26 protein-coding genes are annotated in these 26,528 nt (G+C 72.3%); 10 read left to right on the top strand and 16 right to left on the bottom strand.

What is annotated here, in order from left to right; genetic code table 11:
* Positions 1-15 precede the first annotated feature (15 nt).
* The 3 genes from Apa02nite_RS30375 to Apa02nite_RS30365 form a co-directional block, all read right to left on the bottom strand.
* The gene (locus tag Apa02nite_RS30375; protein ID WP_203828079.1) at positions 16-1,554 is read right to left on the bottom strand and encodes a UxaA family hydrolase; all 1,539 of its coding nucleotides are present in this window, start codon (positions 1,552-1,554) and stop codon (positions 16-18) included.
* 120 nt (positions 1,555-1,674) lie between these two features.
* Positions 1,675-2,280 carry a hypothetical protein gene (locus Apa02nite_RS30370; RefSeq protein WP_203828078.1) on the bottom strand — a complete coding sequence of 202 codons (606 nt, stop codon included), beginning with the start codon at positions 2,278-2,280 and terminating at the stop codon, positions 1,675-1,677.
* Between the two features lie 123 nt (positions 2,281-2,403).
* Positions 2,404-3,096 (bottom strand): hypothetical protein, encoded by a 693-nt coding sequence (locus tag Apa02nite_RS30365; protein WP_203828077.1) that lies wholly within the window; start codon positions 3,094-3,096, stop codon positions 2,404-2,406.
* Between the two features lie 187 nt (positions 3,097-3,283).
* Here Apa02nite_RS30365 and Apa02nite_RS30360 point away from each other — a divergent pair, with 187 nt between their 5' ends.
* Together Apa02nite_RS30360 and Apa02nite_RS30355 are read left to right on the top strand one after the other, a co-directional pair.
* Positions 3,284-3,463: an antitoxin gene (locus tag Apa02nite_RS30360; RefSeq protein WP_067708661.1), complete on the top strand. Its 180-nt coding sequence runs from the start codon at positions 3,284-3,286 to the stop codon at positions 3,461-3,463.
* A 139-nt stretch (positions 3,464-3,602) separates the two neighbouring features.
* Positions 3,603-4,043, top strand: coding sequence for a hypothetical protein (locus Apa02nite_RS30355; protein WP_203828076.1), 441 nt, complete (start codon positions 3,603-3,605; stop codon positions 4,041-4,043).
* Between the two features lie 198 nt (positions 4,044-4,241).
* Here Apa02nite_RS30355 and Apa02nite_RS30350 read toward each other — a convergent pair whose 3' ends face one another.
* From Apa02nite_RS30350 to Apa02nite_RS30335, 4 genes are all read right to left on the bottom strand, one after another.
* A complete protein-coding gene (locus Apa02nite_RS30350; RefSeq protein WP_203828075.1) occupies positions 4,242-4,994 on the bottom strand; it encodes a hypothetical protein in 753 nt (250 codons plus the stop codon).
* Between the two features lie 252 nt (positions 4,995-5,246).
* The gene (locus tag Apa02nite_RS30345; RefSeq protein ID WP_203828074.1) at positions 5,247-5,546 is read right to left on the bottom strand and encodes an STAS domain-containing protein; all 300 of its coding nucleotides are present in this window, start codon (positions 5,544-5,546) and stop codon (positions 5,247-5,249) included.
* Positions 5,543-9,613, bottom strand: a complete 4,071-nt coding sequence (locus Apa02nite_RS30340) for a SpoIIE family protein phosphatase (RefSeq protein ID WP_203828073.1) — start codon at positions 9,611-9,613, stop codon at positions 5,543-5,545. The genes Apa02nite_RS30345 and Apa02nite_RS30340 overlap by 4 nt, the downstream gene beginning before the upstream one ends.
* A gap of 54 nt (positions 9,614-9,667) precedes the next feature.
* On the bottom strand, positions 9,668-10,687 hold the full coding sequence (locus tag Apa02nite_RS30335) for a LacI family DNA-binding transcriptional regulator (protein ID WP_203828072.1): 1,020 nt from the start codon (positions 10,685-10,687) through the stop codon (positions 9,668-9,670).
* A gap of 74 nt (positions 10,688-10,761) precedes the next feature.
* Here Apa02nite_RS30335 and Apa02nite_RS30330 point away from each other — a divergent pair, with 74 nt between their 5' ends.
* The 3 genes from Apa02nite_RS30330 (at position 10,762) to Apa02nite_RS30320 (ending at position 14,098) form a co-directional block, all read left to right on the top strand.
* Complete coding sequence (locus Apa02nite_RS30330) at positions 10,762-11,994, top strand: MFS transporter (protein WP_203828071.1); 1,233 nt, start codon at positions 10,762-10,764, stop codon at positions 11,992-11,994.
* 389 nt (positions 11,995-12,383) lie between these two features.
* A complete protein-coding gene (locus tag Apa02nite_RS30325) occupies positions 12,384-12,890 on the top strand; it encodes a SigE family RNA polymerase sigma factor (RefSeq protein ID WP_203828070.1) in 507 nt (168 codons plus the stop codon).
* Positions 12,887-14,098 (top strand): TolB family protein, encoded by a 1,212-nt coding sequence (locus Apa02nite_RS30320; RefSeq protein WP_203828069.1) that lies wholly within the window; start codon positions 12,887-12,889, stop codon positions 14,096-14,098. The genes Apa02nite_RS30325 and Apa02nite_RS30320 overlap by 4 nt, the downstream gene beginning before the upstream one ends.
* Before the next feature lie 30 nt (positions 14,099-14,128).
* Here the strand turns inward: Apa02nite_RS30320 and Apa02nite_RS30315 are convergent, their stop codons facing one another.
* Complete coding sequence (locus Apa02nite_RS30315) at positions 14,129-15,133, bottom strand: aldo/keto reductase (protein ID WP_203828068.1); 1,005 nt, start codon at positions 15,131-15,133, stop codon at positions 14,129-14,131.
* Between the two features lie 436 nt (positions 15,134-15,569).
* On the opposite strand from Apa02nite_RS30315, the gene Apa02nite_RS30310 reads away from it, so the two are divergent.
* A complete protein-coding gene (locus Apa02nite_RS30310; RefSeq protein ID WP_239164674.1) occupies positions 15,570-16,076 on the top strand; it encodes a GNAT family N-acetyltransferase in 507 nt (168 codons plus the stop codon).
* 3 nt (positions 16,077-16,079) lie between these two features.
* Here Apa02nite_RS30310 and Apa02nite_RS30305 read toward each other — a convergent pair whose 3' ends face one another.
* Genes Apa02nite_RS30305 through Apa02nite_RS30295 form a run of 3 tightly spaced genes read right to left on the bottom strand, consistent with a single transcriptional unit; the run spans position 16,080 to position 17,970 of the window.
* On the bottom strand, positions 16,080-16,841 hold the full coding sequence (locus Apa02nite_RS30305) for an RlpA-like double-psi beta-barrel domain-containing protein (RefSeq protein ID WP_203828066.1): 762 nt from the start codon (positions 16,839-16,841) through the stop codon (positions 16,080-16,082).
* Between the two features lie 44 nt (positions 16,842-16,885).
* Positions 16,886-17,563 (bottom strand): class I SAM-dependent methyltransferase, encoded by a 678-nt coding sequence (locus Apa02nite_RS30300; RefSeq protein ID WP_239164673.1) that lies wholly within the window; start codon positions 17,561-17,563, stop codon positions 16,886-16,888.
* Entirely contained in the window at positions 17,560-17,970 is a 411-nt protein-coding gene (locus Apa02nite_RS30295; protein WP_203828065.1) for a MarR family transcriptional regulator, read from the bottom strand. The genes Apa02nite_RS30300 and Apa02nite_RS30295 overlap by 4 nt, the downstream gene beginning before the upstream one ends.
* A 104-nt stretch (positions 17,971-18,074) precedes the next feature.
* Here Apa02nite_RS30295 and Apa02nite_RS30290 point away from each other — a divergent pair, with 104 nt between their 5' ends.
* On the top strand, positions 18,075-19,277 hold the full coding sequence (locus Apa02nite_RS30290) for an FAD-dependent monooxygenase (RefSeq protein WP_203828064.1): 1,203 nt from the start codon (positions 18,075-18,077) through the stop codon (positions 19,275-19,277).
* Here Apa02nite_RS30290 and Apa02nite_RS30285 read toward each other — a convergent pair.
* Genes Apa02nite_RS30285 through Apa02nite_RS30275 form a run of 3 tightly spaced genes read right to left on the bottom strand, consistent with a single transcriptional unit; the run spans position 19,246 to position 21,360 of the window.
* Entirely contained in the window at positions 19,246-19,986 is a 741-nt protein-coding gene (locus Apa02nite_RS30285; protein WP_203828063.1) for a carbon-nitrogen hydrolase family protein, read from the bottom strand. The two genes, Apa02nite_RS30290 and Apa02nite_RS30285, sit on opposite strands and share 32 nt — an antisense overlap.
* Positions 19,983-20,327 (bottom strand): cyclic-phosphate processing receiver domain-containing protein, encoded by a 345-nt coding sequence (locus tag Apa02nite_RS30280; protein WP_203828062.1) that lies wholly within the window; start codon positions 20,325-20,327, stop codon positions 19,983-19,985. Before Apa02nite_RS30280 ends, Apa02nite_RS30285 begins: the two co-directional genes overlap by 4 nt.
* Before the next feature lie 58 nt (positions 20,328-20,385).
* Entirely contained in the window at positions 20,386-21,360 is a 975-nt protein-coding gene (locus Apa02nite_RS30275; protein ID WP_203828061.1) for a hypothetical protein, read from the bottom strand.
* A gap of 65 nt (positions 21,361-21,425) precedes the next feature.
* Between Apa02nite_RS30275 and Apa02nite_RS30270 the strand changes: the two genes are divergently transcribed.
* The gene (locus Apa02nite_RS30270; RefSeq protein WP_203828060.1) at positions 21,426-21,860 is read left to right on the top strand and encodes a PPOX class F420-dependent oxidoreductase; all 435 of its coding nucleotides are present in this window, start codon (positions 21,426-21,428) and stop codon (positions 21,858-21,860) included.
* Positions 21,861-21,867: 7 nt separating this feature from the next.
* On the opposite strand, the gene Apa02nite_RS30265 is transcribed toward Apa02nite_RS30270, so the two are convergent.
* Positions 21,868-22,827 carry a LacI family DNA-binding transcriptional regulator gene (locus tag Apa02nite_RS30265; RefSeq protein ID WP_203828059.1) on the bottom strand — a complete coding sequence of 320 codons (960 nt, stop codon included), beginning with the start codon at positions 22,825-22,827 and terminating at the stop codon, positions 21,868-21,870.
* A 48-nt stretch (positions 22,828-22,875) separates the two neighbouring features.
* Between Apa02nite_RS30265 and Apa02nite_RS30260 the strand changes: the two genes are divergently transcribed.
* Positions 22,876-23,613, top strand: a complete 738-nt coding sequence (locus Apa02nite_RS30260; protein WP_203828058.1) for a phosphotransferase family protein — start codon at positions 22,876-22,878, stop codon at positions 23,611-23,613.
* A gap of 192 nt (positions 23,614-23,805) precedes the next feature.
* Here Apa02nite_RS30260 and Apa02nite_RS30255 read toward each other — a convergent pair whose 3' ends face one another.
* The gene (locus tag Apa02nite_RS30255) at positions 23,806-25,032 is read right to left on the bottom strand and encodes an MFS transporter (protein ID WP_239164672.1); all 1,227 of its coding nucleotides are present in this window, start codon (positions 25,030-25,032) and stop codon (positions 23,806-23,808) included.
* A 56-nt stretch (positions 25,033-25,088) separates the two neighbouring features.
* Between Apa02nite_RS30255 and Apa02nite_RS30250 the strand changes: the two genes are divergently transcribed.
* The gene (locus Apa02nite_RS30250) at positions 25,089-26,069 is read left to right on the top strand and encodes an ArsR/SmtB family transcription factor (RefSeq protein WP_203828057.1); all 981 of its coding nucleotides are present in this window, start codon (positions 25,089-25,091) and stop codon (positions 26,067-26,069) included.
* The last annotated feature ends 459 nt before the right edge of the window (positions 26,070-26,528 follow it).

The raw sequence follows: 26,528 nt of genomic DNA, 5'->3' as shown, positions 1-26,528 counted from the left end.
GGCGATCTTAGGGCGTCAGGTGACCGCGCCCAACTGCCAGGGCACGAACTCGTCGCGGCCCAGGTCGAGGTCCTCGCTGGCGGTGAGCCGGCCGGACGCGGCGGCCAGGACGGCCTCGAAGATCTCCTCGCCGACCGCCCGGATGGTGGTGGTCCCGGCCACGATGCCGCCGGTGTCCAGGTCCATGTCGTCCCGCATCCGCTGGTAGATCTCCGAGTTGGTGGCGATCTTGAGGACCGGGGCGGGTTTGCCGCCGAGCACCGAGCCGCGCCCGGTGGTGAAGCAGACGACGGTGGCCCCGCCGGCGACCAGCCCGGTCACCGACACCGGGTCGTACCCGGGGGTGTCCATGAAGGTGAAGCCGGGCTCGGTGACCCGCTCGGCGTACTCGTAGACCGCGGTCAACGGTGCCGAGCCGCCCTTGGCGACCGCGCCCAGGGACTTCTCCAGGATGGTGGTGAGCCCGCCGGCCTTGTTGCCCGGCGACGGGTTGTTGTCCAGGGTGCCGCCGCCGGCCTCGACGTACGTGTGCCACCAGGCGATCCGGTCCAGCAGCCGCTGCCCGACGTCACGGCTGACCGCCCGCCGGGTGAGCAGGTGCTCGGCGCCGAACACCTCGGGCGTCTCGGCCAGCACCGTCGTCGCGCCCTGCGCCACCAGCAGGTCGGAGGCGTGGCCGAGGGCCGGGTTCGCGGTGATCCCGGAGTAGCCGTCCGAGCCGCCGCAGTTGAGCCCGAGCACGAGCGCCGAGGCCGGCACCGTCTCGCGGCGGCGTTCGTCCAGCCGGACCAGCATGGTGCGGACCACCTCGGTGCCGGCCCGTACGGTGGCGCGCACCCCGCCGGTCTCCTGGATGGTCATCCGCTCGATCAGCGTGTCGGCGGGCGCGTCCAGGTCGGCGAGCAGGGTCTGCACGGCGATCATCTCGCAGCCGAGGCCGAGCACGAGCAGGCCGCCGATGTTCGGGTGGGTGGCGTACCCGCGCAGGGTGCGCTGCAGGATCTGCCCGCCCTCGCTGGCCGGGACCAGGCCGCAGCCGGAGTCGTGGGCGAGCGCGACCACGCCGTCGACGTGCGGGTACGCGTCCATCAGCGGGCCGCGGAACTGGTCGGCGATCATCCGGGCGGTCGACGCGGAGCAGTTGACCGAGGTGACGATGCCGACGTAGTTGCGGGTGCCGACCCGGCCGTCGGCGCGGCGGTAGCCCTGGAACGTCCGGACCTCGGCGGCCGGGGTGATCACCACGCCGGCGGTGCCGAACTCGTAGTCGTGCTCGACGGCGTCCATCCCGAGGTTGTGCGCGTGCACGTGGTCGCCGGCCCGGATCGGGGCGGTGGCCCGGCCGATGACCTGGCCGTACTTGTGGATCCGGGCGCCGGTGGGCAGGTCCCGCAGCGCGACCTTGTGGCCGCGGGGGACCGGCGTGCCGATCGTGCGGTCGCCGTCAGGGAAGCGCAGCGTGCGGCCCTCGTCGAGGTCTTGGGTGGCGACCGCGACGTCGTCGCCGTCGCGCAGGATCAACGCCACTTCGCGCAGCGCGGCGGGGTCCGGCATGGTGCCCTCCCACGTTCCGTTGAAGGTTTGTGGAAACGTTTGCATCGACATCCTGGCATAGTTCCGGGCAACGCGAAACGGCCGCCGGCGTGAGCCGGCGGCCGTGCGGAACGCGGAGAGTCAGGCGGAGAGCATGGTGGTCGGGGAGACCCGGGCCCACTCGGTGGTGGCCCGCTGCGCGACCCGGAAGACGTCGGTCTCGGTGACCGTGTGGCCGAACGCGTGCTCGTGTGCGTGCTGCTCGGCGGCCAGGACCAGGCGGATCAGGTCGGCGATCGAACCCGGGTGCTCGCGGCACAACCGGACCGCGACCGACAACTCCCGGTCGGTGACCCGGGCCAGGAGCTCGGTCAGACCGGCCTTCCACGCCGGGGCGTAGACCAGGTAGCCGGCCGGCAGGTTGCCCGGGCCGCCCAGCACGTCGAGGACGCGCATCGGGTCGGCCGGGGGCGACGGCGTGCTGACCCCGGCGTAGAACAGGCCGCCACCGGCCAGCACCACCACCACGATCATCGCCAGCAGCGGACTGCCGGTGCCGACCGCCAGGATCACGCCGAGGATCATCAGAACGATGCCGCCGCCGAAGAACGCGGTCATGCTGCCGGTTTCCGAGTTGCGGCGCTGCGCGTCCTCGATGCACTTGTGGATCAGGTTGTTGAGCACCGGATCCTGCGGTCGCCAGCCGTCGGCGCGCGCCGGAACGTCACGTGCTGAGCTCTGCGGCATGTCTCTTCCCTCCCTCGGACGCCGCGAAGATCGGCGCCCGGCGGGCCGGGTTGAGGAATGCGGCGCGGCTTGCGGAAAGCGGCGCGGCTCGCGGTAGCGCTGCGGCTCACCGAAGGGCCCGGATCAGGCCAGCAGGCACTCGCGCATCTGCTTGCCCGGGTTCCACTGGCCGACGATCCGGCTGACCGCGGGGTCGAGCACGTTCACACTGTTGTTGCGGCGCATCTGCGCGCGGGTGGCGGCCGGCAGCGGCGGCGGGTCGGACATCTCGCCCCGGATCGCGGTGGCCGCGGTGATCAGGTTGACCGCCAGGGTCGCGCCGTTCACGTCGACGAGCACCCGGCCGAACTCCCAGCCGGCGATGGTCAGGTCGAGCACCTCGAACAGGTGGGTGAGCACCGGCAGGGGGTCGACCGCGCGTACCGTCTGGGCGGCCTGTCCACCCACGACCGTGACCGCCGCGGCGACGTGGACGTACGGATGCATGCCGGACGGCGACGCGAACAGCGGCGAATTCATCCGCTTCCCGGCGGTCTCCCACAACGCCCGGTAGTTGCGCCGGTCCGGGGTCAGGCCGAGCGCCCGGCACTGCGCGGCGATGTTCGTGGCCGCGCCGTCGGCGAACTCACGCAGCACGGCAGCCGCCACGACCACCCCGTCGATCCCCTCCAGCAGCGCGGTCGCCTGCGCGACCTGGGCGGCGAACTTGCCCGGCGCGTGCGGCCCGAATCGATGCTGCAGCTCGCGCAGGATCTCCTGTTGCCGGGCAGGATCCTGCGGATCCCGCCGTTTACCGATCCCTCGGAGCCACCGCATGTCGCCTCGCTTCCACCGCGTGCCGAACCGCCGCAAATGCTAGAGGGCGGCGAGGCAGGCGTCTCTGTCACCCTTCTTATTACGTACGGCATGTGCCCACCGTCTTGTAGCCGCCACGCGGCGTAGGGTTTTGGCGGTGCCTGACCGGGGCACTTCTGCCGGCCACAGCGTCAAGGGGGTTGCCAAGATGAGTTTCCTGGACAAGGCGAAGGACTTCATCGACAAGCACGACGAGCACGTCGACAAGGCACTGGACAAGGTCGGTGAGCAGGTCGACAAGCGCACGGACGGCAAGTACACCGCGCACATCGACAAGGGTGTGGACGAGGCGCAGCGCCGCACCGGCGCCGGCGACACCCAGCCGTAGTCGTCGTCCGAGGCTCTCCCCGGGTCGTTGCCGGGGAGAGCCCGGGACATGACCAGGGTGTCGCACGGGCTCGATCGGGTGTCACTCCCCGGGAGGCTGATCACTGTCAGCCGAAAGCATTAACGCCCGGGAGCCGGTCATGTCCACGATCCATTTCACCGAGACCACCACCGCCACGCCGGAGCAGTTCCTGGCCGGGCTGATCGATTTCGGTCCCGGCCGCGCGGAGCTGTTCAGCGCCAGCGCCGACGACCAGCTGACCGTGCACGCGTCCGGGCCCGGCTGGGCCGACGTCACCGAGGGCTCCGGCGGGATCTGGGAGCGGCTGCACTACGACTGGTCCGACCCGCGCCGGATCGTCATGACCACCACCGACTCGAATCTGTGGGGCGGCGAGTCCGGCCACACCTACACGCTCACCCCGCAGCCGGACGGCACCACCCGTCTGGACGCCGTGGTGATCCGCGACGGCAAGAACCTGAAAGGCAAGATCGCCGGGCTCCTGCTGGGCAGCATCGCCAAGGGTGCGCTGGCCAAGGCGTTGCACCGCACGGTCAAGGCCATCGAAGCCCGGCGTTAACCCTTGTTCGGTACGAACTATGACTCCTAGTCCGCAGGCTACGAGCCACGTCCCGTGCTGGTCTCGCGCCACACCGCAGCCACTCCCGGCCCAGCCGCGGCCCCAGGCCCCGGCTGGTTGTCAGGTGTGTCTCACTCCGTTCGACACACCCCTGAGAGCCAGCCGGGGACCGTGCGGCGCGCTGCGGTCCGGGGTGGCTCAGGGGGTGGGCGGGGTGGTGCGGGCCTTGCAGCGGCGGGTGAGGACCCGGGTGCGGGACCGGTGGGGTGGGCGGCGACTCGTGAGGTCGGCGTGGCAGAGGTGGCCGCGCGGGGCCGGGAGCGGGCCGGCCAGGGCGTCACGGCCGAGACCGGCCAGGGTGGGCGCGTGGTGGCCGGGCGGGGCGATCAGCACGGCGTACCGGAAGGCGGCCGTGCGGTCGGCGCCCAGGCTGACCCCCTCCAGCGGCGCCGGGCCGAGACCGGCCGACCAGCGCGGCGGGTGCTGCAGGTTGGCGTTGTCGTCGACGACCACCACGGTGGCGGTGGCCGAGTGCGCGGCCCGCCACTCGGCCCGGCCGGCCGGCGGCGCGGTGAGCGCGGGCAGCGACAGGGCCGGGCCGTCCAGGGCGAGCGGCCGGCCGGTGGCGTTCGTGACGGTGTTCTCGAGCAGCAGCAGCCACGTGTCGTGGCCGGCGCCGGACGCGGTGAGCGACCGCCACTCGTCGACGGCGGGCCACTGCAGGTGGTGCGCGATGGTGGCGGTGGTCGCGGTGGCGGACAGCTCGGTCAGGGTCACGTGCCGCGCGGTGCCGGGGCTCTTGTGCGGCGGGGACCAGGTGACCGGCGAGGGCAGCAGGCCGCCGGTGAGGTGCGGGTGCGGGGCTCCGTAGGCGTACCGGAAAAGGGTGATGTCCCCGGCCGCGACGGTGACCGAGCGGTCGGCGGTGAGGTCCACCCGCATCCGGCTCATGCGGCCGCGGAAGCGGCGGCCCGGACCGCGCGCCGCCGGGAGGTCAAGGGGTGCATGCGTCTCCTCCTCGCAGATGTCGACTGGGTGTGGAGCGCACAAATTCCGACGCGATCACTCACGAACAGCCAGAGTCAACCCGGGATGCGGAGGGGCAGTCAAGGGCTACCCGGCTAACGGCTACGTAACGGCAGCAGTTGTTACCGAGCGGGCGTTAAGCGGCAGAACCGTCAGTGTCCGAACATGAACGAACAGTCAGCGGCGGTGCACGGTCGTCAGATCGGCCAGACCGGACACGGCCAGCAGCGGGGCCAGCAGCGGACCGGTCAGCACCTCGATCCGGTCCGCGTGCCGGAACAGGGCGGCCAGGCCGGCGCTGTCCAGGTATTCCACCGCGGTCAGGTCGACGAGCAGCGCCCGCCCCGCCGGGGTGACCGCGCCGTGCAGCGCGGCCGCGAAGGTCTCCGCGTTGCTCATGTCGATCTCACCGACCGCGGTGAGCACCGGGGCCCCCGCGGAGTCGTTGCCCGTGGTCAGCGTGAGCGCGGTGGTCATGACGCGATCCTCGTCTGCATGTCGATGATGGTCCCGGTCGTGCCGGTGGTGATGGTGACCTCGCCCATGAAGGCCCGCATCAGCATGATGCCGCGGCCCCGGTGCGGATTCTCGGCGGGCCGCGGGACCCGCCACGTGCCGTTGTCGATGACGAGCAGCCGCACGTTGTCCGCGGTGACCGCCGCGCGCAGCTTGATCAGGCCGCCCTTGACGTCCCGGTGACCGTGTTCGATCGCGTTGGCGCAGGCCTCGCCGGCCGCGACCAGGACGTTCTGCACGGTGCCCTGGTCCACCCCGCAGCGCTCCAGCCAGCCGCGCAGGGCGGAACGGATCGGGGCCAGCCGGGTCGACTCCGGCGGGAACTCCAGCTCGAGCGGGCCGGGCTGGCGGTACAGCAGCAGGGCCACGTCGTCGTCGTAGCCGCCGGCCGGGGCGAGGCGCTCCATCACCTCGGTGGCCAGGTCGTCGATCGGGGTACGCCGGCCCAGTTGCACCGCCGTGGTGGCCTGTTCGATCCCGGTGGTCAGCGGCTGCCGGCGCCGTTCCACCAGGCCGTCGGTGTAGAGCAGCAGGGTGGTGCGCGGCGCCATCGCGTACTCGGCCTCGTGCCGGTCGGCGTCCGGGCGGACCGCGATCGGCCGGGACCGGCCCTGGTCGAGCAGGTGCGTGCCGCCGTCGGCGAGCGCGACGATCGGCGGCGGGTGCCCGGCGGCCGAGTAGCGCAGGAGACCGGTGGCCGGGTCGAGGACCCCGCAGAACACCGTGGCGCAGTGCGCGCCGGGCAGCAGGGCGGCGAACCGGTCCAGGGCCATCAGGGTCCGGGCCGGGCTGGAGTCCTGCAGCAGCAGGGCCCGGCAGGCGCTGCGCAGCTGACCCATCACGGTGGCCGCCTGCAGCCCGTGGCCGACGCAGTCGCCGACCACGATGCCGATCCGGCCGTCCGGGAGCGGGATGGTGTCGTACCAGTCGCCGCCGACCTTGAGCGGGCGGGTGGCCGGTTCGTAGCGGACCGCGAAGCCGGCCGGCAGCTGCGCCGGGCCGAGGATGGCGCGCTGCAGGGCCAGGGCGGTCTCGCGCTGCTGGTCGATCTGGTGGACCCGGCGCAGCCCCTGGCCTAGGTGCCCGGCGAGCAGCGCCAGCAGGGTCTGGTCCTGCTCGGTGAACGGGCGCCGGTGACCCAGGTCGACCCAGAGGACCATGGTGCCCTGCGGGTGCTCCAGGGTGATCCCGGCGCCGGCGGTGTGCTCGGTGACCGGGGTGAGCAGCGGGCGGTCCCGCAGTGCGAGCAGCCGCTGCTGCGGGAGGTCGTCCCAGCGCAGATCCGGGTCGGTCGCGGTCAGGGTGGGCGGGTCGTCGCCGTCGAAGACGGCCGCCAGCACGTACCGGGCCTGCCACAGCTCGCGCAGCTCGTCGAGGGTCCCGGCGACCGCCTCGCTGACGTGGTCGGCCGCGGACAGCCGGACGCTGAGCGAGGCGAGCGCGGTCTCCCGCTGGATCGCGTAGTGCTCGTCGGTGACGTCGCGGAACGTGCCGACCACCACCCGGCGGCCGGTCTCCGGGTCCTGCACCTGGTTGAACGCGGCCGCCACCCACAGCCGGTGCCCGTCGCGGTGGGTGACCGGGATGCGGTACCCGCCCTGCCGGTCCTGCAGCAGCATGTCGAAGGCCGCGACCACCTCGGCGTACGCCTCCGGGTCGGTCACCCGGTCCGGCCACCACGGGTGGGTCGGCGCGTACGGCAGCCCCTCCGGCCCGAACCCGATGATCTCGGTGAACGCGGCGTTGATCTCGATGACCGCACCGTTCTCGTCACAGACGAAGAACGCCTCCTGCAGCGAGTCGACGAGCGCGGCCCGCCAGCGGGCGTGATGGTTGCGCAGCCGGGCCAGCTCCACGTTGGCCCGCACCCGGGCCAGCAGCTCGGCCGCCGAGAACGGTTTGAACAGGTAGTCGTCGGCGCCGGCCTCCAGGCCCTCGATGGACGCCTCCTCGCCGGCCCGGGCGGAGAGCATCAGCACCGGGATACCGGCCGTCCGGACGTCCCCGCGCAGCGCGGCGAGCAGTTCGAGGCCGTCCATCCGGGGCATCATCACGTCGCTGACCACCAGGTCCGGCGGGTCGGCGCGGATCGTGTCGAGCGCGTACCGGCCGTCGCTGACCGCGGTGACCCGGTGCCCGGCCGCGCGCAGCAGCCGGGTCAGGTAGTCGCGCATGTCGGCGTTGTCGTCGGCGACCACGACGGTGGCGGCGTCCGGGCCGGCCGGGCCCGCGACCGGAGCCACCAGCGGGGTGTCACCGGGCAGCCAGCGGCTCGCCTCCTGCAGGAACGGCTCGGCGGTGGCGGCGGCCGCCGGCCCGGCCGACCCTGCCGCACCGGGGGCGACCACCGCGTCCGCGGGCAGGTGCCCGGCGCCGAACGGCAGTCGTACGGTGAAGGTGGTGCCCTTGTCCGGGGCGCTCTCCGCGGTGACCGTGCCGCGGTGCAGTTCGACCAGCTCCTTGACCAGGGCCAGGCCGATGCCGCTGCCCTCGTTGGAGCGGGACCGGGCGGTGTCGATCCGGTGGAAGCGCTCGAACAGCCGCGGCATCTCGTCGGCCGCGACGCCGATCCCGGAGTCGGCCACGGTGATCACCGCGAAGCCCGGCTCGGCGTCGGTGGTGACCCGGATGGTGCCGTCGAAGGTGAACTTGAGCGCGTTGCTGAGCAGGTTGAGCACCACCTTCTCCCACATGCTGCGGTCGACGAGCACCGGCTCGGGCAGCGGCGGGCAGTCCACCTCGAACGTCAGCCCGGCGCGTTCGACCGCCGAGCGGAAGACGCTGGCCAGCTCGGCGGTGGTGGCGGCGAGGTCGACGGGTTCGTACCGGGCCTGCATCCGGCCGGCTTCCAGGCGGGAGAAGTCCAGCAGCGCGTTGACCAGCTTGCCGAGCCGCAGGCCGTTGCGGTGGATCACGTCCAGCTCGTCGCGGACCGCCGGGCCGGCGTCGTCCAGGTGGGTGCGCAGCTCGTCCAGCGGTCCCATGATCAGGGTGAGCGGGGTGCGGAACTCGTGACTGATGTTGGAGAAGAAGGTGGTCTTGGCGCGGTCCAGCTCGGCGAGTTCCTCGGCCCGGCGCTGCTGTGCCTGGTAACCGCGGGCGCCGGCGATCCCGGCGGCCAGGTGACCGGCGGTCAGCTCGACGAAACCCCGGTACGCCTCGTCCACCGGCCGGTACCGGTTCAGGGCGGCGACCAGGAACCCGTACGGGGCGTCGCCCTGGCGCAGCAACGGCACCAGCAGCGCCTGCCGTGGCGGGTCGGCCCAGTCGCCGGTGGGCAGGCCGGGCTCGTCCAGCTCGATCAGCTTCGACGTGAGCCCGTCCGGCCCGGCCTGGCCCGGTTCGGTGACCGCGGGTGCGGCGGGGTGCCCGGCCGGGATGCCGGAGGTGGCGCGCAGCCGGGCCCGGCCGTCGTCGTCGTACAGGTAGGTCAGGGTGAACGGCAGGTCGCGCAGGTTCCGTTCGAGCTGCAGGTTCGCGAAGGCCAGGGTCTCCTGCTCGGTACGGATCACGTTCGGGTCGGAGCCGAGGTCGCGCAGGGTGGCCATCCGGCGCTCGGCGATCACCCGGTCGGTGTCCTCGCTGACCACGCAGAGGAACCCGACCAGGGCGCCGTCGTCGTCGCGCAGCGGGCTGTAGGAGAACGTGTGGTAGCTCTCCTCCGGGTACCCGGAGCGCTCCAGGAACAGCAGCAGCGCCTCGTCCCAGGTGGCCTCGGCGGTGTCCAGCACGTTCTGGATGCGCGGGCCGATGTCGCCCCAGATCTCCGCCCACACCTCGCGGGCCGGCCGGCCCAGCGCCCACGGGTACTTGCTGGCCAGGGTGTCCCGGCGGTACGCGTCGTTGCAGAAGAAGGTGAGCTCCGGGCCCCAGCCCATCCACATCGGGAACCGCGACGACAGCAGGATGCTGACCGCGGTGCGCAGACTCTGCGGCCATCCGCCGGGCGGGCCGAGCGGGGTCGCCGCCCAGTCGACCGCGGCGAGGTCACGCCCGATCTCGGCGTCCGCTGCGAAGACGTCGCTCACCGTAGGATTGTCCCCTCACCCCGAACCGACCGCTGTCAAAAGTATCGGTCGGTCCTACCCGGTCGGCAGCGGGTCACTCCCCGGAGCGCCCGGTGGGGCTGCTGTCGTGCCGCGGATCACCAGGTGCGGGGCGACGATCGTCTCGCGGTCGCCGCCCGGGGTGTCCTCGATCCGGTGCACCGCCCGGGCGACCGCGTGGCCGGCCATCGCCGCGATGTCCTGCGCGACCGTGGTCAGGTCGATGTGGGCGAGGCGGCTGAAGCTGCTGTCGTCGTACCCGACCACGCTGAGGTCGCCGGGCACGTCGACACGGTGCCGGCGCAGCACGTCGAGCAGGCCGGTGGCGCTCAGGTCGTTGAAGACGGTCACCGCGGTCGGCGGGTCGCCGAACAGGACCGCTGCGGCGCGGGCGCCGTCTTCTTCACCGGGTCCGCCGCTGACGATTTTTTCGTACGAGGTGAGCCCGTGTTGCGCCATCGCCTGCTGATAACCGAGCCGGCGCTCGGCGGCGCCGGGCAGCGCGCCGCCGTCGACGTGCGCGATCCGGGTGTGCCCGAGCCCGGCCAGGTGATCGACGGCCTGGTGCGAGCCGAGCGCGTCGTCGGTGCGCACCACGTCCACGTCGCGCCGGCGCACCGCGCGCATCATCGTCACCACCGGCCGCTGCTCGGCGAGCGCGGCCAGGGCGGCGGACGGCATCCGCGGGCTGAACAGCACCAGGGCCTCGCACCGGTCCTGCATCAGCTCGGTGACCGCGGTCTGCTCGTCGCGGCGGGGCGTCACCGCGCTCAACGTGAGCTGATAACCGGCCTGGCCGGCCGCGTCGTAGAGCCCGGTGAGCACGTCGACGTGGAACGGGTGCCGGACGTCGAACATCACCCCGAGCAGCTGACTACGGCCGCTGCGCAGCAGACGGGCCCGGGTGTCCGGCCGGTAGTCGAGGCGGCGGGCGACCTCGAGGACCCGCTCGCGGGTGGCCGCGCCGGCACCGGGCGCACCCCGCATCACGATCGAGACCAGCGCGACGGAGACGCCGGCCTCGTCGGCCACGTCGGCGAGGGTCGTCCTGCGCATGGGCCGATCGTAGCCCTGTGATCCCTAGAACGTTCTATCGCGGCGTCTACTAGAACGTTCTAGGATTCGGAGCCGTGGACACGCTTACCTCCGGTCGCCGCTGGGCGGCCCTGCTGGCCCTCGCCCTGGGCGGATTCGGGCTCGGCCTGACCGAGTTCGTCGCCATGGGCCTGCTGCCGGAGATCGCCCGGGACCTGCTGCCGGACGTCTACGCGCGCTCCGCTCCGGACGGGGTCGCCCGCGCCGGTTGGATGATCACGACGTACGCGTTGGGGGTCGTCGCCGGAGCACCGACCATCGCCGCGCTGACCGCCCGCGTCCCCCGCCGCCGCCTGGTCCTGGGTCTGCTCGGCCTGATGGTCGCCGGCACCACGGCGTCCGCGCTCGCACCCACCTTCGAACTCGTGCTCGCCGGACGGTTCATCGCCGCCCTGGCGCACGGCGCGTACTTCGGCGCGGCCGGCATCCTGGCCGCCGGCATCCTCGGCCCCGGCAACCACGGCAAGGGCCTGTCGATCGTGATCGGCGGACTGACCGCGGCGAACCTGCTCGGCGTCCCGCTGATCACCGGCCTCGGGCAGGCGCACGGCTGGCGGGCCGCCTACCTCGCGGTCGCCGCGGTCTTCGCCGTCACCCTGCTGACCGCCGCGCTCGTCGTGCCCCCGGTCGCGGTCGCACCCGGCGGCTCGCCCCGAGCCGAGCTGCGGGCCTTCCGCAGTCCGCAGGTCTGGCTGGTGATCCTGGTGGTCGCGATCGGCCCGGCCGGGTTCTTCGCGGTGAACAGCTACGTCGCCCCGGTGACCACCCACGTGACCGGGCTGTCCGCCGGCGTCGTGCCGTGGGTCCTGGCCACCATGGGCCTCGGCATGACCGCGGGCATCGCGGCCGGTGGCATCGCCGCCGACCGGGACCTGCGCCGCAGCGTGCTGTGGGGGCTGTCCGGGCTGGCCGTGTCGGTGGCCTTCTTCGGCCTGACCGCGTCGCACCCGGTCGGCCTGTTCGCCGGCGCGTTCCTGGTCGGCGCGGCCAGCCTGTTCATCGTCCCGGCCCTGCAGGCGCAGCTGATGGTCGCGGCGCCCGGCACGCAGCTGATGGGCGCCGCGCTGAACCAGGCTGCCATCAACGTCTCGAACGGCCTCGGCGCGGCCCTCGGCGGCCTGGTCATCGCCGCCGGCTGGGGTTACCTGTCGTCGGCGTGGCTCGGCATCGCCCTCGCCCTCATCGGCCTGCTTCTGGCAGTCCTCAGCTTCCGCCTCGACCGCCACCCGACCGTCCCCACCCACCAGGAGGAACCCGCTCTGGTCTGACCGCGCCGGTCCCGGCTGGCGCTGACGGCCGTCTCGCGCCCGGCGAGGCAACCCTCAGCACCAGCCGGGGTCCGTGCCGGGCCGGTGCCCGTGCGCGTGCCCGGTTCCGGCTGGTCGTCAGGGGTGTGTCGCGTCTGTTGAGGCACCCCTGAGCACCAGCCGGGGTCCGTGCCGGGCCGGTGGTCGTGGGCACGTGCTGGTCTTGGCTGGTTGTCAGGGGTGTCTCACTCCGTTCGACACACCCCTGACAACCAGCCGGGGGGCGGTGACCGCGCTGCGGCCCGGGGGTGCACCGTGGGTCCGCTGGACCTGATCTGGGGCCAGACTGGCGCGGCCCCCAACCATTTGCGCGCCGGGGGGGCGTTCTTGGTGGTGAAGGGGGTGGGTAAGTGGCTGAGGCTGACGGGTTCCGGGAGTTCGTCCGGGGGCGTTCCGCGGCGTTGTCACGTCATGCGTACCTGCTCACCGGGGATCACCATCTGGGCGAGGATCTCCTGCAGAGCGCGCTGGCCAGCACGTATCGGCATTGGCGGCGGGTGCGTGACAGCGACCCGGAGGCGTATGTGCGCCGGGCCATGTATCACCAGCACGTCAGCTGGTGGCGGCGCCGCCGGGTGCCGGAACAGCTCACCGGTGGGCACCGGGAGGTGGCGCAGGCCGACCCGGCCGACGCGACCGCGCTGCGGCTGACCATGGCGCAGGCGCTGAGCCGGCTGAGCCCGAAACAGCGGGCGGTGATCGTGCTGCGGTTCTACGACGACCTCACCGAGGCCCAGGCCGCGCAGCTGCTGGGGTGCCGGGTCGGCACCGTGAAACGGCACGCGCACGACGCGCTGCGCCGGCTGCGGGACATCGCTCCCGAGCTGCTGCACGAGACCGAGAGGAGCACGCGATGACCGAGGGACTCCGGCAGGAGCTGCGGCGCACGGCCGATTCGGCTCCGGTTTATCCGGTGTACGAGCGGGCCATGGCGACGGCGCGGCGCACCCGGCGGCGTACCGCGGCCGCCTGGGCGGCGGTCGCGGCCGTGCTGGCGGTGGCCGTGCCGGTCGCGACCCGTCCGGCGGTGATCCCGGTCGCCGCCGGCCAGGCGCCGAGCCTGCCGGACCGGATCGGGCTGCCCGCCTACGGGTCGCTCGACGTCGACGACCGGCCGCGCCTGGGCGCCGCCGCGGTCTCGTTCATCGGGGACAGCCGGCGACTGGGCCTGCTCTCCGGCGAGTCGGAACTGGGCGGGCTGGTCGGCGCGTACGAGGAGCGGTACCGGACGATCGACGTCGGCATCGCGAGCCGGCGTGCGCCGCTGCTGTCCCCGGACGGGCGGTTCGCGGCGGACGAGGGCGGGCTCGTCGACCTGTCCACCGGGCGGAGCACGCCGTTGGCGCTCACCCCGCTGGCCTGGTCGCCGGACGGCCGGCAGATCGTCGGCAGCACGCTCGGCACCGCGCCGGGCAGCGTGGACCTGGTGATCAAAGAGGTGGCCGGCGGAGAGTTCCGGACGCTGGCGACCGCGGGCGAGGCCGGGTTCAGCGTCGCGTTCTCGGCCGATGGTGACCGGCTCGCGTATCTGGCCGATGGCCGGGTGCACGTGCTGGACAGCGCGGGCCGGGAACTGGTGGCGTTCACGGCGCCGAGCGGGTATCGGCTGGCGGGCAAGGGCGCCTGGACGCCGGACGGGAGCGCGCTGGCACTTGTCGCGTCGGCGGCGTGGGCGCCGCGCTGGTTCGACCCGGGTACCGGCCAGCCGGTCGCCGGACCGGAGCTGCCCGCGGTCTCCGGTGGTGTGGTGGCGGCCGGCCTGCTCGGCTGGCGGCCGGACGGGTCCGCGCTGCTCTACCTGCGGCGCGAGGCGGGCCAGGCCGGCCAGGTGCTGGCGCTGTCACCCCGCGCGGGGGCCCCGGCGCAGGTCACCGCGGTCGACCCGGCGATCACCGATGTGGATCTGGCCGCCCGGGCGATCAGCAGCGGCGGTACCCGCGCGGGTGATCCGCCGTTCCTGATCGGCCCGGCCGTCTGGTGGTGGCTGGCCGGGATCGTGCTCGCCCTCGGAGCACTGGTCGCCGGGGTGCGCTGGAAACGCCGCGCCGGACAGCGGCGGGGGTGAGCCGGCCAGGTAGCGCTGTGGGTGCGGCGGTCAGCGGCGGCGGGGGGAGCCGGCCAGGTAGCCGTAGGGGTAGGGGAGGGGCTGGTCGCCGGCCGTGGTGAGGCGGTCCATCTGCTTGTCGTCGAGGGACCAGCCGAGGGCGCCGAGGTTGTCGTCGAGCTGGGTGAGGCTGCGGGCGCCGACGATCGGGGACGTCACGCCGGGGCGCTGCAGCAGCCAGCGCAGCGCCACCTGGGCCGGGGTGCGGTCCAGCTCGCCGGCGACGGCCAGCAGGGTGTCGGTCACCGACCAGGTGCGTTCGTCGACGCTGCGGTCCCAGCGGCCGAGCCAGGACTGCTTGTCACCCTCCCAGCGGGTGTCGGCCGGGGCCTCGGTCATGCCGCGGCGGTACTTGCCGGTCAGCCAGCCGCCGCGCAGCGGCGCCCACGGGATGATGCCGACGCCCTCGTTCAGCGAGACCGGGATCAGCTCGTGTTCGACCTCGCGGTCGAGCAGGTTGTAGAGCGGCTGCAGCGCCACGAACGGTTCGAGGCCGCGGAACTTCGCGACGTCCAGGGACTTCTGCAGCTGCCAGGCCGCGTAGTTGCTGACCCCGAGGTGGCGGACGGTGCCCGCCTTGACCAGGCCGTCCAGGGTGGACAGGGTCTCCTCGAGGGAGGTGGCCTCGTCGAACGCGTGGACCTGGTAGAGGTCGAGGTAGTCGGTGCCGAGCCGGCGCAGGCTGTCGCGGACCGCGGCGAGGATGTGCTTGCGGCCGGCGCCGTGGTCGTTCGGCCCGGAGCCGGTCCGCCAGAAGAACTTCGTCGCCACCACCAGGTCGTCGCGGTTCTGCCCGGCCAGCCAACGCCCGATGATCTCCTCGGAGGCGCCGTCGTTGTAGACGTCCGCGGTGTCGACGAAGTTGCCGCCGGCCTCGACGTACCGGTTCAGCAGGGCGTGCGAGACGTCCTCGTCGGCCTCGTTGCCGAACGTCATCGTGCCCAGGCACAACTCACTGACCCGCAGGCCGCTGCCACCGACGTATCGAAAATCCATGTGATCGATCCTGCCATGCCGGGTAAGGTCCGCGCGGCATCGGCGAGGACGGAACCGGGGAGGAGACATCGATGGGCGCGGACGCGGAGATCTTTGTCTTCGACTACGACCGGTACCGGCGGACCGCGGTGCCCGGCCTGGTCGAGGTGATCGGGGGTGCCGGGGTCACGCCGTGGCTGGACGGGGTGTGCCGGCGGCTCGGGGAGCATTTCGCGGAGGAGTGGCTCGAGCTGGCCGACGCGTCACGGGCCGCGCCGGGGCGGCGGGGAGCGGGCACGGGCTGCTCTTCGGCCATGACGTCAGCACCGGGGCGCGCAGCGGTCCGGACTGACAGCGGTCATGCGCGAGACCATCACGGGACGCGGCTCGTAGCCTACGGACGTGCGCTCGTTGATCGTACAAAATGGGGGTTGTCTTGAATGTCTTAGGCGAACTTGTGGAACTGCGGGCGATGCGGGCGGGGGACGCCGAGTCGCTGTGGCGGTGGAACCATGATCCGGAGGTGATGCGGTTCATGGTGGAGGGGTATCCGCAGACGCCGGAGACCGTCACGAAGTTTCTCACCGAGCGGCCGCGCAACACCTACGGTGACACGCTGTTCGGGGTGGAGAGCCGCAAGGACGGTGTGCTGATCGGGCTGATCAGCCTGCACGGCGCGGAGCCGGAGACCGGGATCGCCGAGCTGGACATCTACCTCGGTGAGAAGGACTACTGGGGGCAGGGGTATGCCACCGACGCGATGCGGACGGCGTGCCGGTACGGCTTCGACCGGATGCGGCTGCACCGGATCTGGCTGACCGTGGTGGTCGGGAACGAGGCGGCGCACCACATCTACCAGAAGATCGGCTTCGTGGACGAGGGGCGCCTGCGCCAGGTGTCGCGCCGGGACGGGCAGTGGCGCGACGTGCACATCATGGGCCTGCTGGACGGCGAACTGCGCTGAGCGTCAGCCGATGCTGATCCGGGCGTTGTTCAGGGTGATGTACCAGTCGGAGTCGGTGAAGTTCTCGCCGGTTTCCGGGCCGATGTAGGCGTCGATGTGCTGGGAGCCGCCGAGCCCCGGGGTGAACTCGTCGGTGATCTCCCAGGACGCGTCCTTGAGGGCGGCGCAGACCGCGGACGGCGGGGTGGAGCCGTCGTCCTCGGTGCCGCAGCCGGCGATGGTGAAGCGGGTGCCGTGCGGGAGGACGTCCGGGTCGGCGGCGGCGGAGACGAACGGGGACAGGGACTGACCGTCGCTGGTGCGGGGGATGGAGTCGAGCCAGTAGCCGATGTCGTAGGACCAGTTCAGATATCGGCCTGAGCTGGTCCGGCCGGTTCCTTCGTCCTGGACCGCCTCGACGAAGTCGGCGGGGTAGGAGCCGAGGTCGTCGGTGCCGTTCTTGCAGTTCAGGGTGGGGCAGCCGGTCACCGGGGTGGGTGTCCCGTCGTGGTAGTCCTCGACGGCGGTGTAGTAGACGGTGATCTCCCAGCCGGGGCTGAGGCTGCTCTGTTGTTGCGGGCTTTTTGTATCTTGTGGGCTTTTTGTTCCTCCCGTGCTCGCGGTCGGTGACGTCGGCAGGGTCGGTGAGGGCGGCGCGGTCGGTGATGCCGGCGTGCTCTTTGAGGCCGCCGGCGGCTCTGCCTTCGTGCCGCAGCCGGCTGCCGTTGCCGTTGCCGTTGCCGCGACCATGATCACGGCAACGGCGGCTTTCCGGCGGAGGCGCACCCTTCGAGCATGCCAATTTTCCGCAGGTCACATCGGTTGATGGGTCATTTCGGCCGGTAGTGGGAATGCACCGCTGGTTGGCCGGTGTAGTTGGGCCCGGCGCGGTCGTCGGCTCCGAGATATTCGTACGGCAGGGAGAGCTTCCTGGCCCCCGCACAACTGATCCTTTTCCGCCGCCCGTCGTAGTCGATCCCGGCCGCCCGCAGGTGTGAGGCCAGCCGTCGCCCGGCAACGCGCCCCTCCCCGACCCGGACACTGTCCAGATCCAGGTCGGCCACGAACCGCCCGCCCGGCGTCAGCCAACTCACCACCCGGCCGAGCACCCCGAGCTTGTCCCCGACGTAGTGCAGCCCGTGCACACACGTGATCAGGTCGAACAGCCGCTCGGGTGTCCAGCTCTCGATCGGCGCGGCGACGAGCACCGGCCCGCCGGTCCGGGGCGCGGCTTTGTGAGGCAGGAACGCGTCCACCAGGTCCACCCCGACCAGCTCGGCGTCCGCCCGCACCCGCTCGGCGGCCTGGAGCAGCGCCCGCCCGCTCCCGCAGCACAGATCCAGCCACCCGACGCCCTCACCGGGCAGCGCGGCCAGCCAGGCGACCGGGTCGAAGCCCAGCTCCCGCGCGTAGCTGTTGACCCCGGCCAGCTGGCGCTCGCGGTTCATCGCGCAGTTCGCCACCACCGACGACGCGTGCAGCGCCCGATCGTCCAGCAGCCCGGTCACGATCCCTCCACCGCCCGGAACGCCGCCTGCGCCCCGCTCAGGAAACGGATCACCGTCTCCCGCTCATCCGGCGTCATCCGCTGATCGAGTTCGGTCAGAGCGTGCAGCATGGGGGTGAGGTGGCGCAGCAGTTCGGCGCGGCCGTCGTCGGTGACGTGGATCTCGAGGCGCCGCCGGTCGGTGGGGTGCTTGCGGCGTTCCACGTGGCCCCGGCGTTCGAGACGGTCCACCACGCCGGTCGAGGCCGCGGTGCTGACGTCGAGGAGCCGGGCCAGCTCGCTGGGCGTCGACGGCGACTCCACCAGGTGATCGAGGGCGTCCAGCTCGGTCTCGGTCAGCCCGGATCGCCGGGACAGCGTCCGCCGCAACGCGACGGCCTCGGTGACCAGGGCACGTACGGCGATCATGGTGGGCGACGGGTTGTCGAACCCGTCCGTCGGGGCAGAGATGGTCTTTCACCTACTTAGTAGCTAAGCTGCTTAGCGATTAGTTCCGACGTCAGGAGTGTCGCATGACCGGCCGCGGTTCCATTCTCATCTCGGGCGCCGGGATCACCGGACCCGCGCTCGCGTACTGGCTGCACCGCTACGGCTGGCGGGCCACCGTGGTCGAGCGGGCGCCCGCGCTGCGCGCCTCCGGGCAGAACGTCGACGTCCGTGGCGCGGGCCGGCAGGTCGCCCGGCTGATGGGCCTCGAGGGCGCGATCGCCGAGGCAGGCACCGGTGAGGTCGGTACCCGCTTCCTGGACCGGCGCGGACGTACCCTCGCGGAATTCCCGGCCGGGATCGGCGACAGCGACGGCGCGACCGCGGAGCTGGAGATCCTGCGCGGCGAGCTGGTCCGGCTGCTGGTCGAGCAGACCGCCGGCACCACCGAGTACGTGTACGACGACCAGATCACCGCCGTGCGGGAGGACGAACACGGCGTCGAGGTCGATTTTGCCCGGGGGCCGGCGCGGCGGTTCGACCTCGTCGTGATCGCCGAGGGGATCGGCTCGCGGACCCGGCGGCTGCTCTTCGGCGACACCGTGCGGGTGCGCGACCTGGGGCAGTACACCGCGTACGGGACGATCCCGCGGATCGCCTCCGACGACAGGTGGTGGCGCTGGTGCGTGGCGGGGCGCGGCCGGGCGACGATGCTGCGTCCGGACAACGTCGGCACCACGCGGGCGTCGCTCTCGTTCCTCGCGCCGCCGAGCGGTCACGAGGACCTCGATCCGGAGCGCCAGATCGCGGTGCTGCGTGACGTGTTCGCCGACGGCGGGTGGCAGTCCGCGCGGATCCTGGACGCGTTCGCCGCGGATCACTCCGACTTCTACCTGCAGCGGACCGCCCAGGTGTACGCCGAGTCGTGGTCCCGGGGCCGGGTGGCGCTGGTCGGCGACGCGGCGTACTGCGCGTCCCCGGTCAGCGGCATGGGCACGAGCCTGTCACTCACCGGCGCGTACGTGCTGGCCGGCGAGATCGCCACCCGGGGTGATCATCGCGAGGCGTTCCGGTCGTACGAGGCGCTGCTCCGGCCGTACGTCGCCAAGGCGCAGAAGCTCCCGCCGGGCGTCCCACGCGTCGCGACGCCGATGAGCGGCCTCGGTGTGCGGGTGCTGCAGACCGGCTTGCGGATCGCCGGGAGCGGGCCGGGCCGCCGGCTCGGTGGCAGCCTGTTCACCCCACCGGCCGACGAGTTCACCGTCCCGCAGTACCCGGCCCGGGTGTGAGGTCCGCGGTGACCAGGCCGGTCGTGCCGGTGGGCACGTGGGCGACCAGCCGGCCCGCCGGGTCGATGACCGAGGTCGGCCCGAGCGCGAGCCGGTCCGGCGGCCGTTCGCCGGTCACGTCCGCGGAGATCAGCCACAGGCCGGTCTCCCGGGCGCGGCGGGCGCGGATCGGGTGATGGCGGTGTTCCCAGTGCCGGGCCGAGTCGCGGCGCAGCATGTTCTGCGCCGGCACCAGCAGCAGCCGGGCCCCACCGGCGGCGACGGCGGCCGCCGCTTCCCGGAACTGCGTGTCGTAGCAGATGTTGATCCCGAACCGCACGCCGTGACAGTCGAAGACTGGGTAGTCGTCGCCCGCCGTGAAGATCGACTCTCCGGCGGTCAGGAAGGTCTTGCGATACCGCCCCAGCACCTGTCCGTGTTTGATCACCACGGCGGTGTTGTGGAAACGGTCGCCGGCGCGTTCGATCACGCCGAGGACGATCATCGGCCGCAGGTCCGCGAGCCGCGCCAGCACCGCGCCGAAACCGGGTGAGGCGAGCTCGGCCGCCGCGGCCCGCACGTGCTCCTCGGTGACGAGGTAACCCTGCAGGAAGCACTCCGGGAACAGCAGCAGGTCAGCGTCGGTGCGGGTGGCGAAGTCCCGCACCACGCGCACCGCCGCGTCCACGTCGCCGAGGATTTCCGCGGTCTGGCAGGCGGCGACCTTCATGCCGGGTCGACATAACCGACCGCGGGGGAGCCGGACGCGAGCCGCACCCGGTAACCCCAGTGCCGCAGGGCCTGACTCATCTTCGCCGCTCCGGACGGGTTCGCCGAATGGATCAGAATCAGACCGATGTCGTACGGGCGCCCGTCGAACGCGGCCCGCTCCAGCACCTCCACCACCGGCCAGATGGTGTCGTCCCCGCCCAGGTCGTGATCGAGCCACACCTCGTCGAGCGGGTCGTCCCGGTGCCGATCGAGCAGCGCCACCCCGTCCGCGCTGGTCCGCGCCACCTCCGCGACCCGCCCGTCGACGAATGACCGCAGGTCGTCGATCAGCAGCTTCATGCATCGATTATCGAGCCACCCCGGAAACGGATTTCCCGGATACGTCCGGCGCCCGTGGTCACGACAGCGGATCCCAGTCCTCGGCGTAGTGCAGCAGCGACGCGGCCAGGCCGGGGTGGGCGGCGACCCACCGGCTGTCGAACAGGAACCACTGCTGATACCCGAAATCGGCACTGCAGTGCATGGCCACCTGCGCGAGCCCCTGACCGACCCGGATCAGCGACGCCTCGGGCCGCCGCCCGCTGGTGAACGTCGCCTTCGCCACCAATGCGTCGGCCTCGGCCAGCTGCGCCTCAGACAGCGGCCCGTCGGCGCTCAAATCAAACCCCGGCCAGCGGTTGGCCCGCTGCAACGCCACGAACAGCGGATCCGCGGCCGGCGTCGGCTCGCCCCACAGCGGAAGCCGGCCGGGATCCGCAGCGTCGGGAGTCAGGGCCGCGAGCACACGCAACTCCGCCGGCCACTCCGCCCGATCACCGCACCGCAGCTCCGCCGCCAGATCCCCCAGGCCGACTCCGGGGAAAGCGACCACCGGCTCGATTTCCAGACTCGCGCCGTCATAAAAGGTCAAGAACATCGCATACGTCGTGATCGCGGCATCCGGCTCACCGCCGGGTCCGTCCGGCAACGGCCACTTCTCGTGTACGAGATAAGCGAGCCGTTCCGGCCGCTCCGCCACGATCACGTCATCGAGGAAGAAGTAGGCGAGCTCGACCTCGTCGTCATCGGTGCGCACCCGCAGGCTGTGCTCGTCGAGCCGGATGTAGTCCCGGTCGCCCTCCACGTACAGATGCTCGTGCAACAGTGTCCGAAGCTGATCGGTCGTCTCGGGCCGCGGCAGCTGATGCCGGCGAGCCGCCTCGAAGATCGAGCTCAGCCCGTAGACGTGGACACCGAGCTCGCCGACGACCCACGCCCGCGGACCGGCGCAGTCCCAGCCCCGGCGGAACCAGCCCAGCACGGTGGCATCCGGCAGCCGCCGGACCAGCTTGCCCAGCGGACCTTCGTAATGCGATCGGTAAACGAAGTACACGCCCGGAGGCTAGCCGAACGGTGACCTTCGGAATACCGGCGGTGAGAACGGACTTGGCGACAGATATGACCAGCGTTTTCGATCCGCGGGCACTGATCGCGGACAGCCGACTCGGGATCCTCGCCACGCTCCGCAAGGACGGGCGCCCGCAGCTCTCACCGATTCTGCCGTTCTACGACCGGGCGGCCGAGACGATCTACGTCTCGGTCACCGAGGGACGGGCCAAGACCCAGAACCTGCGCCGTGACCCGCGCGCGGCCATCGAGGTGACCGGCGCGGACGGCCGCTCCTGGGCGACCGCCGACGGTGACGTCACGCTGATCGGCCCCGGCGACGATCCGCACGGGCCGGAGGTGGAGGCGCTCGTCGACTACTTCCGCAAGGCCTCCGGCGAGCACCCGGACTGGGACGAGTACCGCTCCGTGATGGTCAGCGACCGCCGCGTCCTGCTCGCCCTCAAGGTCACCCACGTCTACGGCCAGAGCCTCCAGTTCGACTGAGAATCGCTCACGCCGAGGCGCGCACCGTCAGCTCCACCGGCAGGACCACGCCGGACGGGCCGTCCCCGTCCACCTGCCGCCACAACTGCCGCACCAGCTCGCCCGGGATCCGCTCCCAGGCCTGCCGGACCGTGGTCAGCGGCGGCCACGTCCGGCGGGCCACCGGCGCGTCGTCGAACCCGCCGACCGCCACGTCCTCCGGCACCCGCCGCCCGGCCCGGGTCAGCGCGTCGATCACACCGACCGCCATCAGGTCCGACGCGACGAAGACCGCGTCCAGGTCCGGCGCCTGCCGCAACAGCCGCTCCGCGGCGACAACCCCGCTCTGGTACGAATAATCGCCCGCAACGACGAGTCCCGGATCGACCACACCGACCACGTCCCGGTACCCGGCCAGCCGCAACATCCCGCTCGGCAGGTCCAGTGGCCCGGTGACCGTCGCGATCCGCCGCCGCCCGCTCTCGCGCAGGTAGGCCACCATCTGCCGGGCGCCGCCCCGGTCGTCGGACGTCACGTACGCGATCTCGCCCTCGTGCCCCACCGGCGTCCCGCAGGCGACCAGCGGCAGCGGGCTGTCACCCAGGTCCGCCTCCCGCGCCGAGAACATCAGCACCGCGTCGACGGCCCGCGCCGCCCCCGCCCCGACCGGCAGGACCAGCATGATCCCCTGGTCGGCGAGCGCCTGCGTGCAGCCCAGCCACAGCCGGTTGATGTTGGTGTCCGCGAACAGCTGAGAGACGTCCACACAGTTCAAGAACCCGACGCTGTCCGGCCGCGCCCCGGCGAGCTGCCGGGCGTGGTGGTTCGGCGTGTACCCGGTCCGCTTCAGCGCCCGGTCCACCGCCCGCCGCGCGGTCACGCTGACGTCCCGCCCACCGTTCAGCACCCGCGACACGGTCGCGTGCGAAACCCCCGCCACCCGCGCCACGTCCCGGATGGTGACGCGTCTGCTCCCACCGTCGGGCATCCCGCCACGGTACACAGTCCTGCCCGTCCGGCAGCGACAATTACCGGCGTGGATTCGATTGAGGTCGTCATCGCCCATCAGGAGCGCGCCACCCTGCGCGTCGGTGACGTGTTCCTGAAGGTCGACGCTGATCAGAAGCGGACCGATGCCGAGGTCGCGGCGATGGCCCTGGCGCCGCTGCCGACGCCCGAAATCCTGTGGCGCAGGCCGCCGGTGCTCGCCCTTGCCGCCCTGCCCGGGGTCGCGCTCGGCGTGCTCGGCGAACCGTCACCCGCGTCCCCGGCGGCGTGGGCCGCCGCGGGCGCTGCCGCCCGTACGCTGCACGACACGTCGCTGCCGCCCTGGCCCGGCCGCACCGTCGACGACTGGGCGTCCGAACTCGACCGCGAGTACACCTGGCTCATCACGAACGCGGTCCTGCCCACCGCCCTGGTCACCCGCAACCGCCGGGTCGCCGAGGCTGCGCTCCGGCCGTGGACCCCGGCGTTCATCCACGGCGATTTCCAGCTCACCCACGTGTTCACCGACGGCGACGCACTCACCGGCGTGCTCGACTGGTCCGAGGCCGCCCCCGGTGACCCCATGTTCGACCTGGCCACCCTCACCCTGGGCCACGAGGAACGCCTCACCGACGTGCTCCGCGGCTACGGCCCCGGCGCCGACCCGGACATGATCCGTGCCTGGTGGTCCCTGCGCAGCCTCGTGGTGATCCGCTGGCTCTCCGAGAACGGCTTCGACCCGTCCGCCCCAGGCTGCGAAATCGACGTCCTCAAAGCCCAGCTGTAGCCCACCCCACCCCCGGCTGGTGCCCACGGTCCCCTCGCGCCCCGCGAGACAGCCGCCAGCACCAGCCGGGTTCCGGTGGCGGCGCGACTCGCGGTCCCGGCTGGTGTCCAGGGGTGTCTCAACACTGCCGAGGCACCCCTCAGCGCCAGCCGGGTTCCGGTGGTGGCGCGCTTTCCGGTCCCTGGCTGGGGTTCAGGGGTGTGTCGGGGCTGCGGTTGCCGGGTGGGGGCGGGTGGCCAGGTGGTGGGTGGCGGTGCCGGCGGTGAGGAACAGGGCGGCCAGCAGGAGCCAGCCGAGGGTGCCGTGGGCGATCGCGGTGCCGGTGACGACCGCGGGCGCGAGCATGGTGCCCGCCGCGAAACCGGTCTGGCTGACGCCCTGATACGCGCCGGCGCTGCGCGGGTCGGCCAGGTCGAACGCGAGGGACCACTCGCCAGCCTCGGAGAGCACCTCGGCGGCGCTGGCGGCCAGGACCGCGAGGACCAGCAGGGTCACCGCGGCCAGCGCGGGCACCGGGCCCGCCGCGGCATAGAGAAGACAGGTCAACACCAAAAACACCGAAGACCCCATCACGGTACGGCCGGCCGCGCGCACACCCGTCACCAGCCGGGCAGCGGGCACCTGGCAGAGCGCGACCAGGACCGTGTTCAGCACGAGCAGCAGCGCGACAGTGGTGGCCGGGGCCTGGGTGTGCAGGGTGACCCACAGTGGCATCCCGACGGTGAGCAGCCCGAACTGGATGGTCAGCACGCCGTAGAGAGCGGCGATCCCGACGTACCGGAAATCACGCAACGGTGAACGGCCCTGAGTCGCCTCAGACCGTTCCGGATCACTCATAGCCGCGTCGACAGGCCCCGCCGGAAGGTGGCGCAGCGGCGCGGCCGACGCCAGCACCAGCGCGGACGCCGCGAGCATCGCGACCAGGTACCCGGCCGGCGTGCCGCTGGCGAGCGCGACGGTGGCCGCCGCGGACCCGACGCCGACGAAGACGTTGGTGACCACCCGCAGGCGGGCGCGGACGGTGACCCGGTCCGGGCCGGTGAAGTGCAGCGCGAGTAGGGTCGCCTGCGCGGTGCGTTGCGCGCCCTGCGCACCGACCGCCACGCAGGCGATCAGCGTGAAGGCCAGCGCGGACGACGCGGAGCAGTACGCGGCGAGCGCCACCCCCTGCACGACCGTCGCCGCGGCCAGGATCCGTCGCGCGCCGCACCGGTCGGACAGGTGCCCGGCGCTGAACGCGGCCACCATCCCGGCCGCCCCGGCGACGGTCAGGCCGATCCCGACGGTGGCCGGGGAGAGCCCGATGACGGTGGTGAAGAACAGTGCGCTGACGCCGAACAGCACACCCTTGGCGAGCGAGGAGGCCGCGATGGAGAGGGTGAGTGCGCGTTCGATCGGGCTGTGGCCGGTGATTGTCACCCGATGGTTCTCGCAGGCGGGGGTGCCGGCCCGCGAACGATGTAGCGTTCTGCTTCATGGTTGTGCGCTATCAGCTGGGCGGGCAGGACCTGGGCGGGATCCGGTTCGCGATCTCGCCGGTCAACGAGCTGGTGCTGTCGTTGCACGCGTGGCGGGATCCGGGGCGTTACCCGCTGCAGCTGCCGTGGATCCGGGAGATGCGCCGGGTCCGCGACCGGCTCGACGCCGACCTGCTGCTCGCGCTGGTCAGCGAACAGCTGTGGACGCCGGACTTCCTCACCCCCCGGCCGTGGTCACCGCTGACCCGGCTGGAGGACGAGCTGACGGCGATCCGCGGCACGCCGCCCGGGATCGTCGACCGCGATCTGCGCCTGCTTTACCGGCCGGATGCCGCCGGAGAGGCGCCGCGCTCCGAGGAGTTGCCCGCGCCCCTGCGCGGCCCCGGCGTGCTCGACCGCATCGTCGCGGCACTCACCGGCTACTGGGAGCTGTGCTTCGCCCCGCACTGGCCGCGGATGCGAGCCCTGCTCGAAGGGGACGTCACGTTCCGCGGGCGGGAGATCGCCCAGCACGGGCTGGCGGTGATGCTGGCCGGACTGGCCGGCCGGGTCCGGCTCACCGGTGACACCGTCGAGGTCCACCCCCGGAGCCGGCTCGAGTACACCCGGCCGGCCGCCGACGGGCTGACCCTGGTCCCGTCGATGTGGACCAGCAGCGCCGCCACCCCGATCCACCCCGACGAACCCCCGATGATCATCTATCTGGCGCGGGGGCTGGGCACGCTGTGGGAACCGCAGCCGCTGCCGGCGCCGGGCGCGCTCGCGGGGTTGCTCGGCGCGCATCGGGCCGGGCTGCTGGTGCAGCTGGCGACACCGGCGTCGTCGAGCGAGCTAGCGGCCCGGCTCGGGGTGACGACGAGTGCGGTCAACCAGCACCTGCGGGCGCTGCGGGCCGGCGGGTTGCTGGTCAGCGCCCGGCACGGCCGCGCGGTGCTGTATCGCCGCTCCGACCTCGGCGACCGCCTGGCCGGCCATTGATGATGGCTTCGGCCTAATCGCAGGTCAGCTCGGCGGCCGTCCGGGCACCGGCCCGGTTCGGACGTCGTGCCGAGTGCGGCGACGATCTGCCGCGCGTTCTCCAGCCGTGACCGCAGGCGGTGCACCTTCACCGACAGGGACGGTGGTGTGACCGGCAACCGGACCACGTCAATAGATGTTCACTTGTGTCGTTATCCGTGTTTTCACGGCTGACAGTTAAGAAACCTGCCGAAACGTTTCATGTCGGGAACGCGCTCTCCAGGGGCTCGGAGGCTCGGCCTTGGGCCTACCCGCCCGCCCCGCCTGGGAGGGGGTGCCCTCGGCCGGCCGGAGAGCGACTCATGCGTCGCATGCTGCGGTTATCACGTCGGATCGGCTTCGGGAAGGCCCATCTCGGAAGCGTTCGTTTCGGGGTGCTGACAACGTTGACATCCGGGAAACGTTCATCTTTGATTGTCG

The sequence above is a fragment of the Actinoplanes palleronii genome (genome assembly GCF_016862315.1).
In the GTDB taxonomy this organism is placed as follows: Bacteria; Actinomycetota; Actinomycetes; order Mycobacteriales; family Micromonosporaceae; genus Actinoplanes; species Actinoplanes palleronii.
The sequence above is the reverse complement of the archived record's forward strand: the minus strand, read 5'-3'. Positions and strand labels throughout refer to the sequence as shown.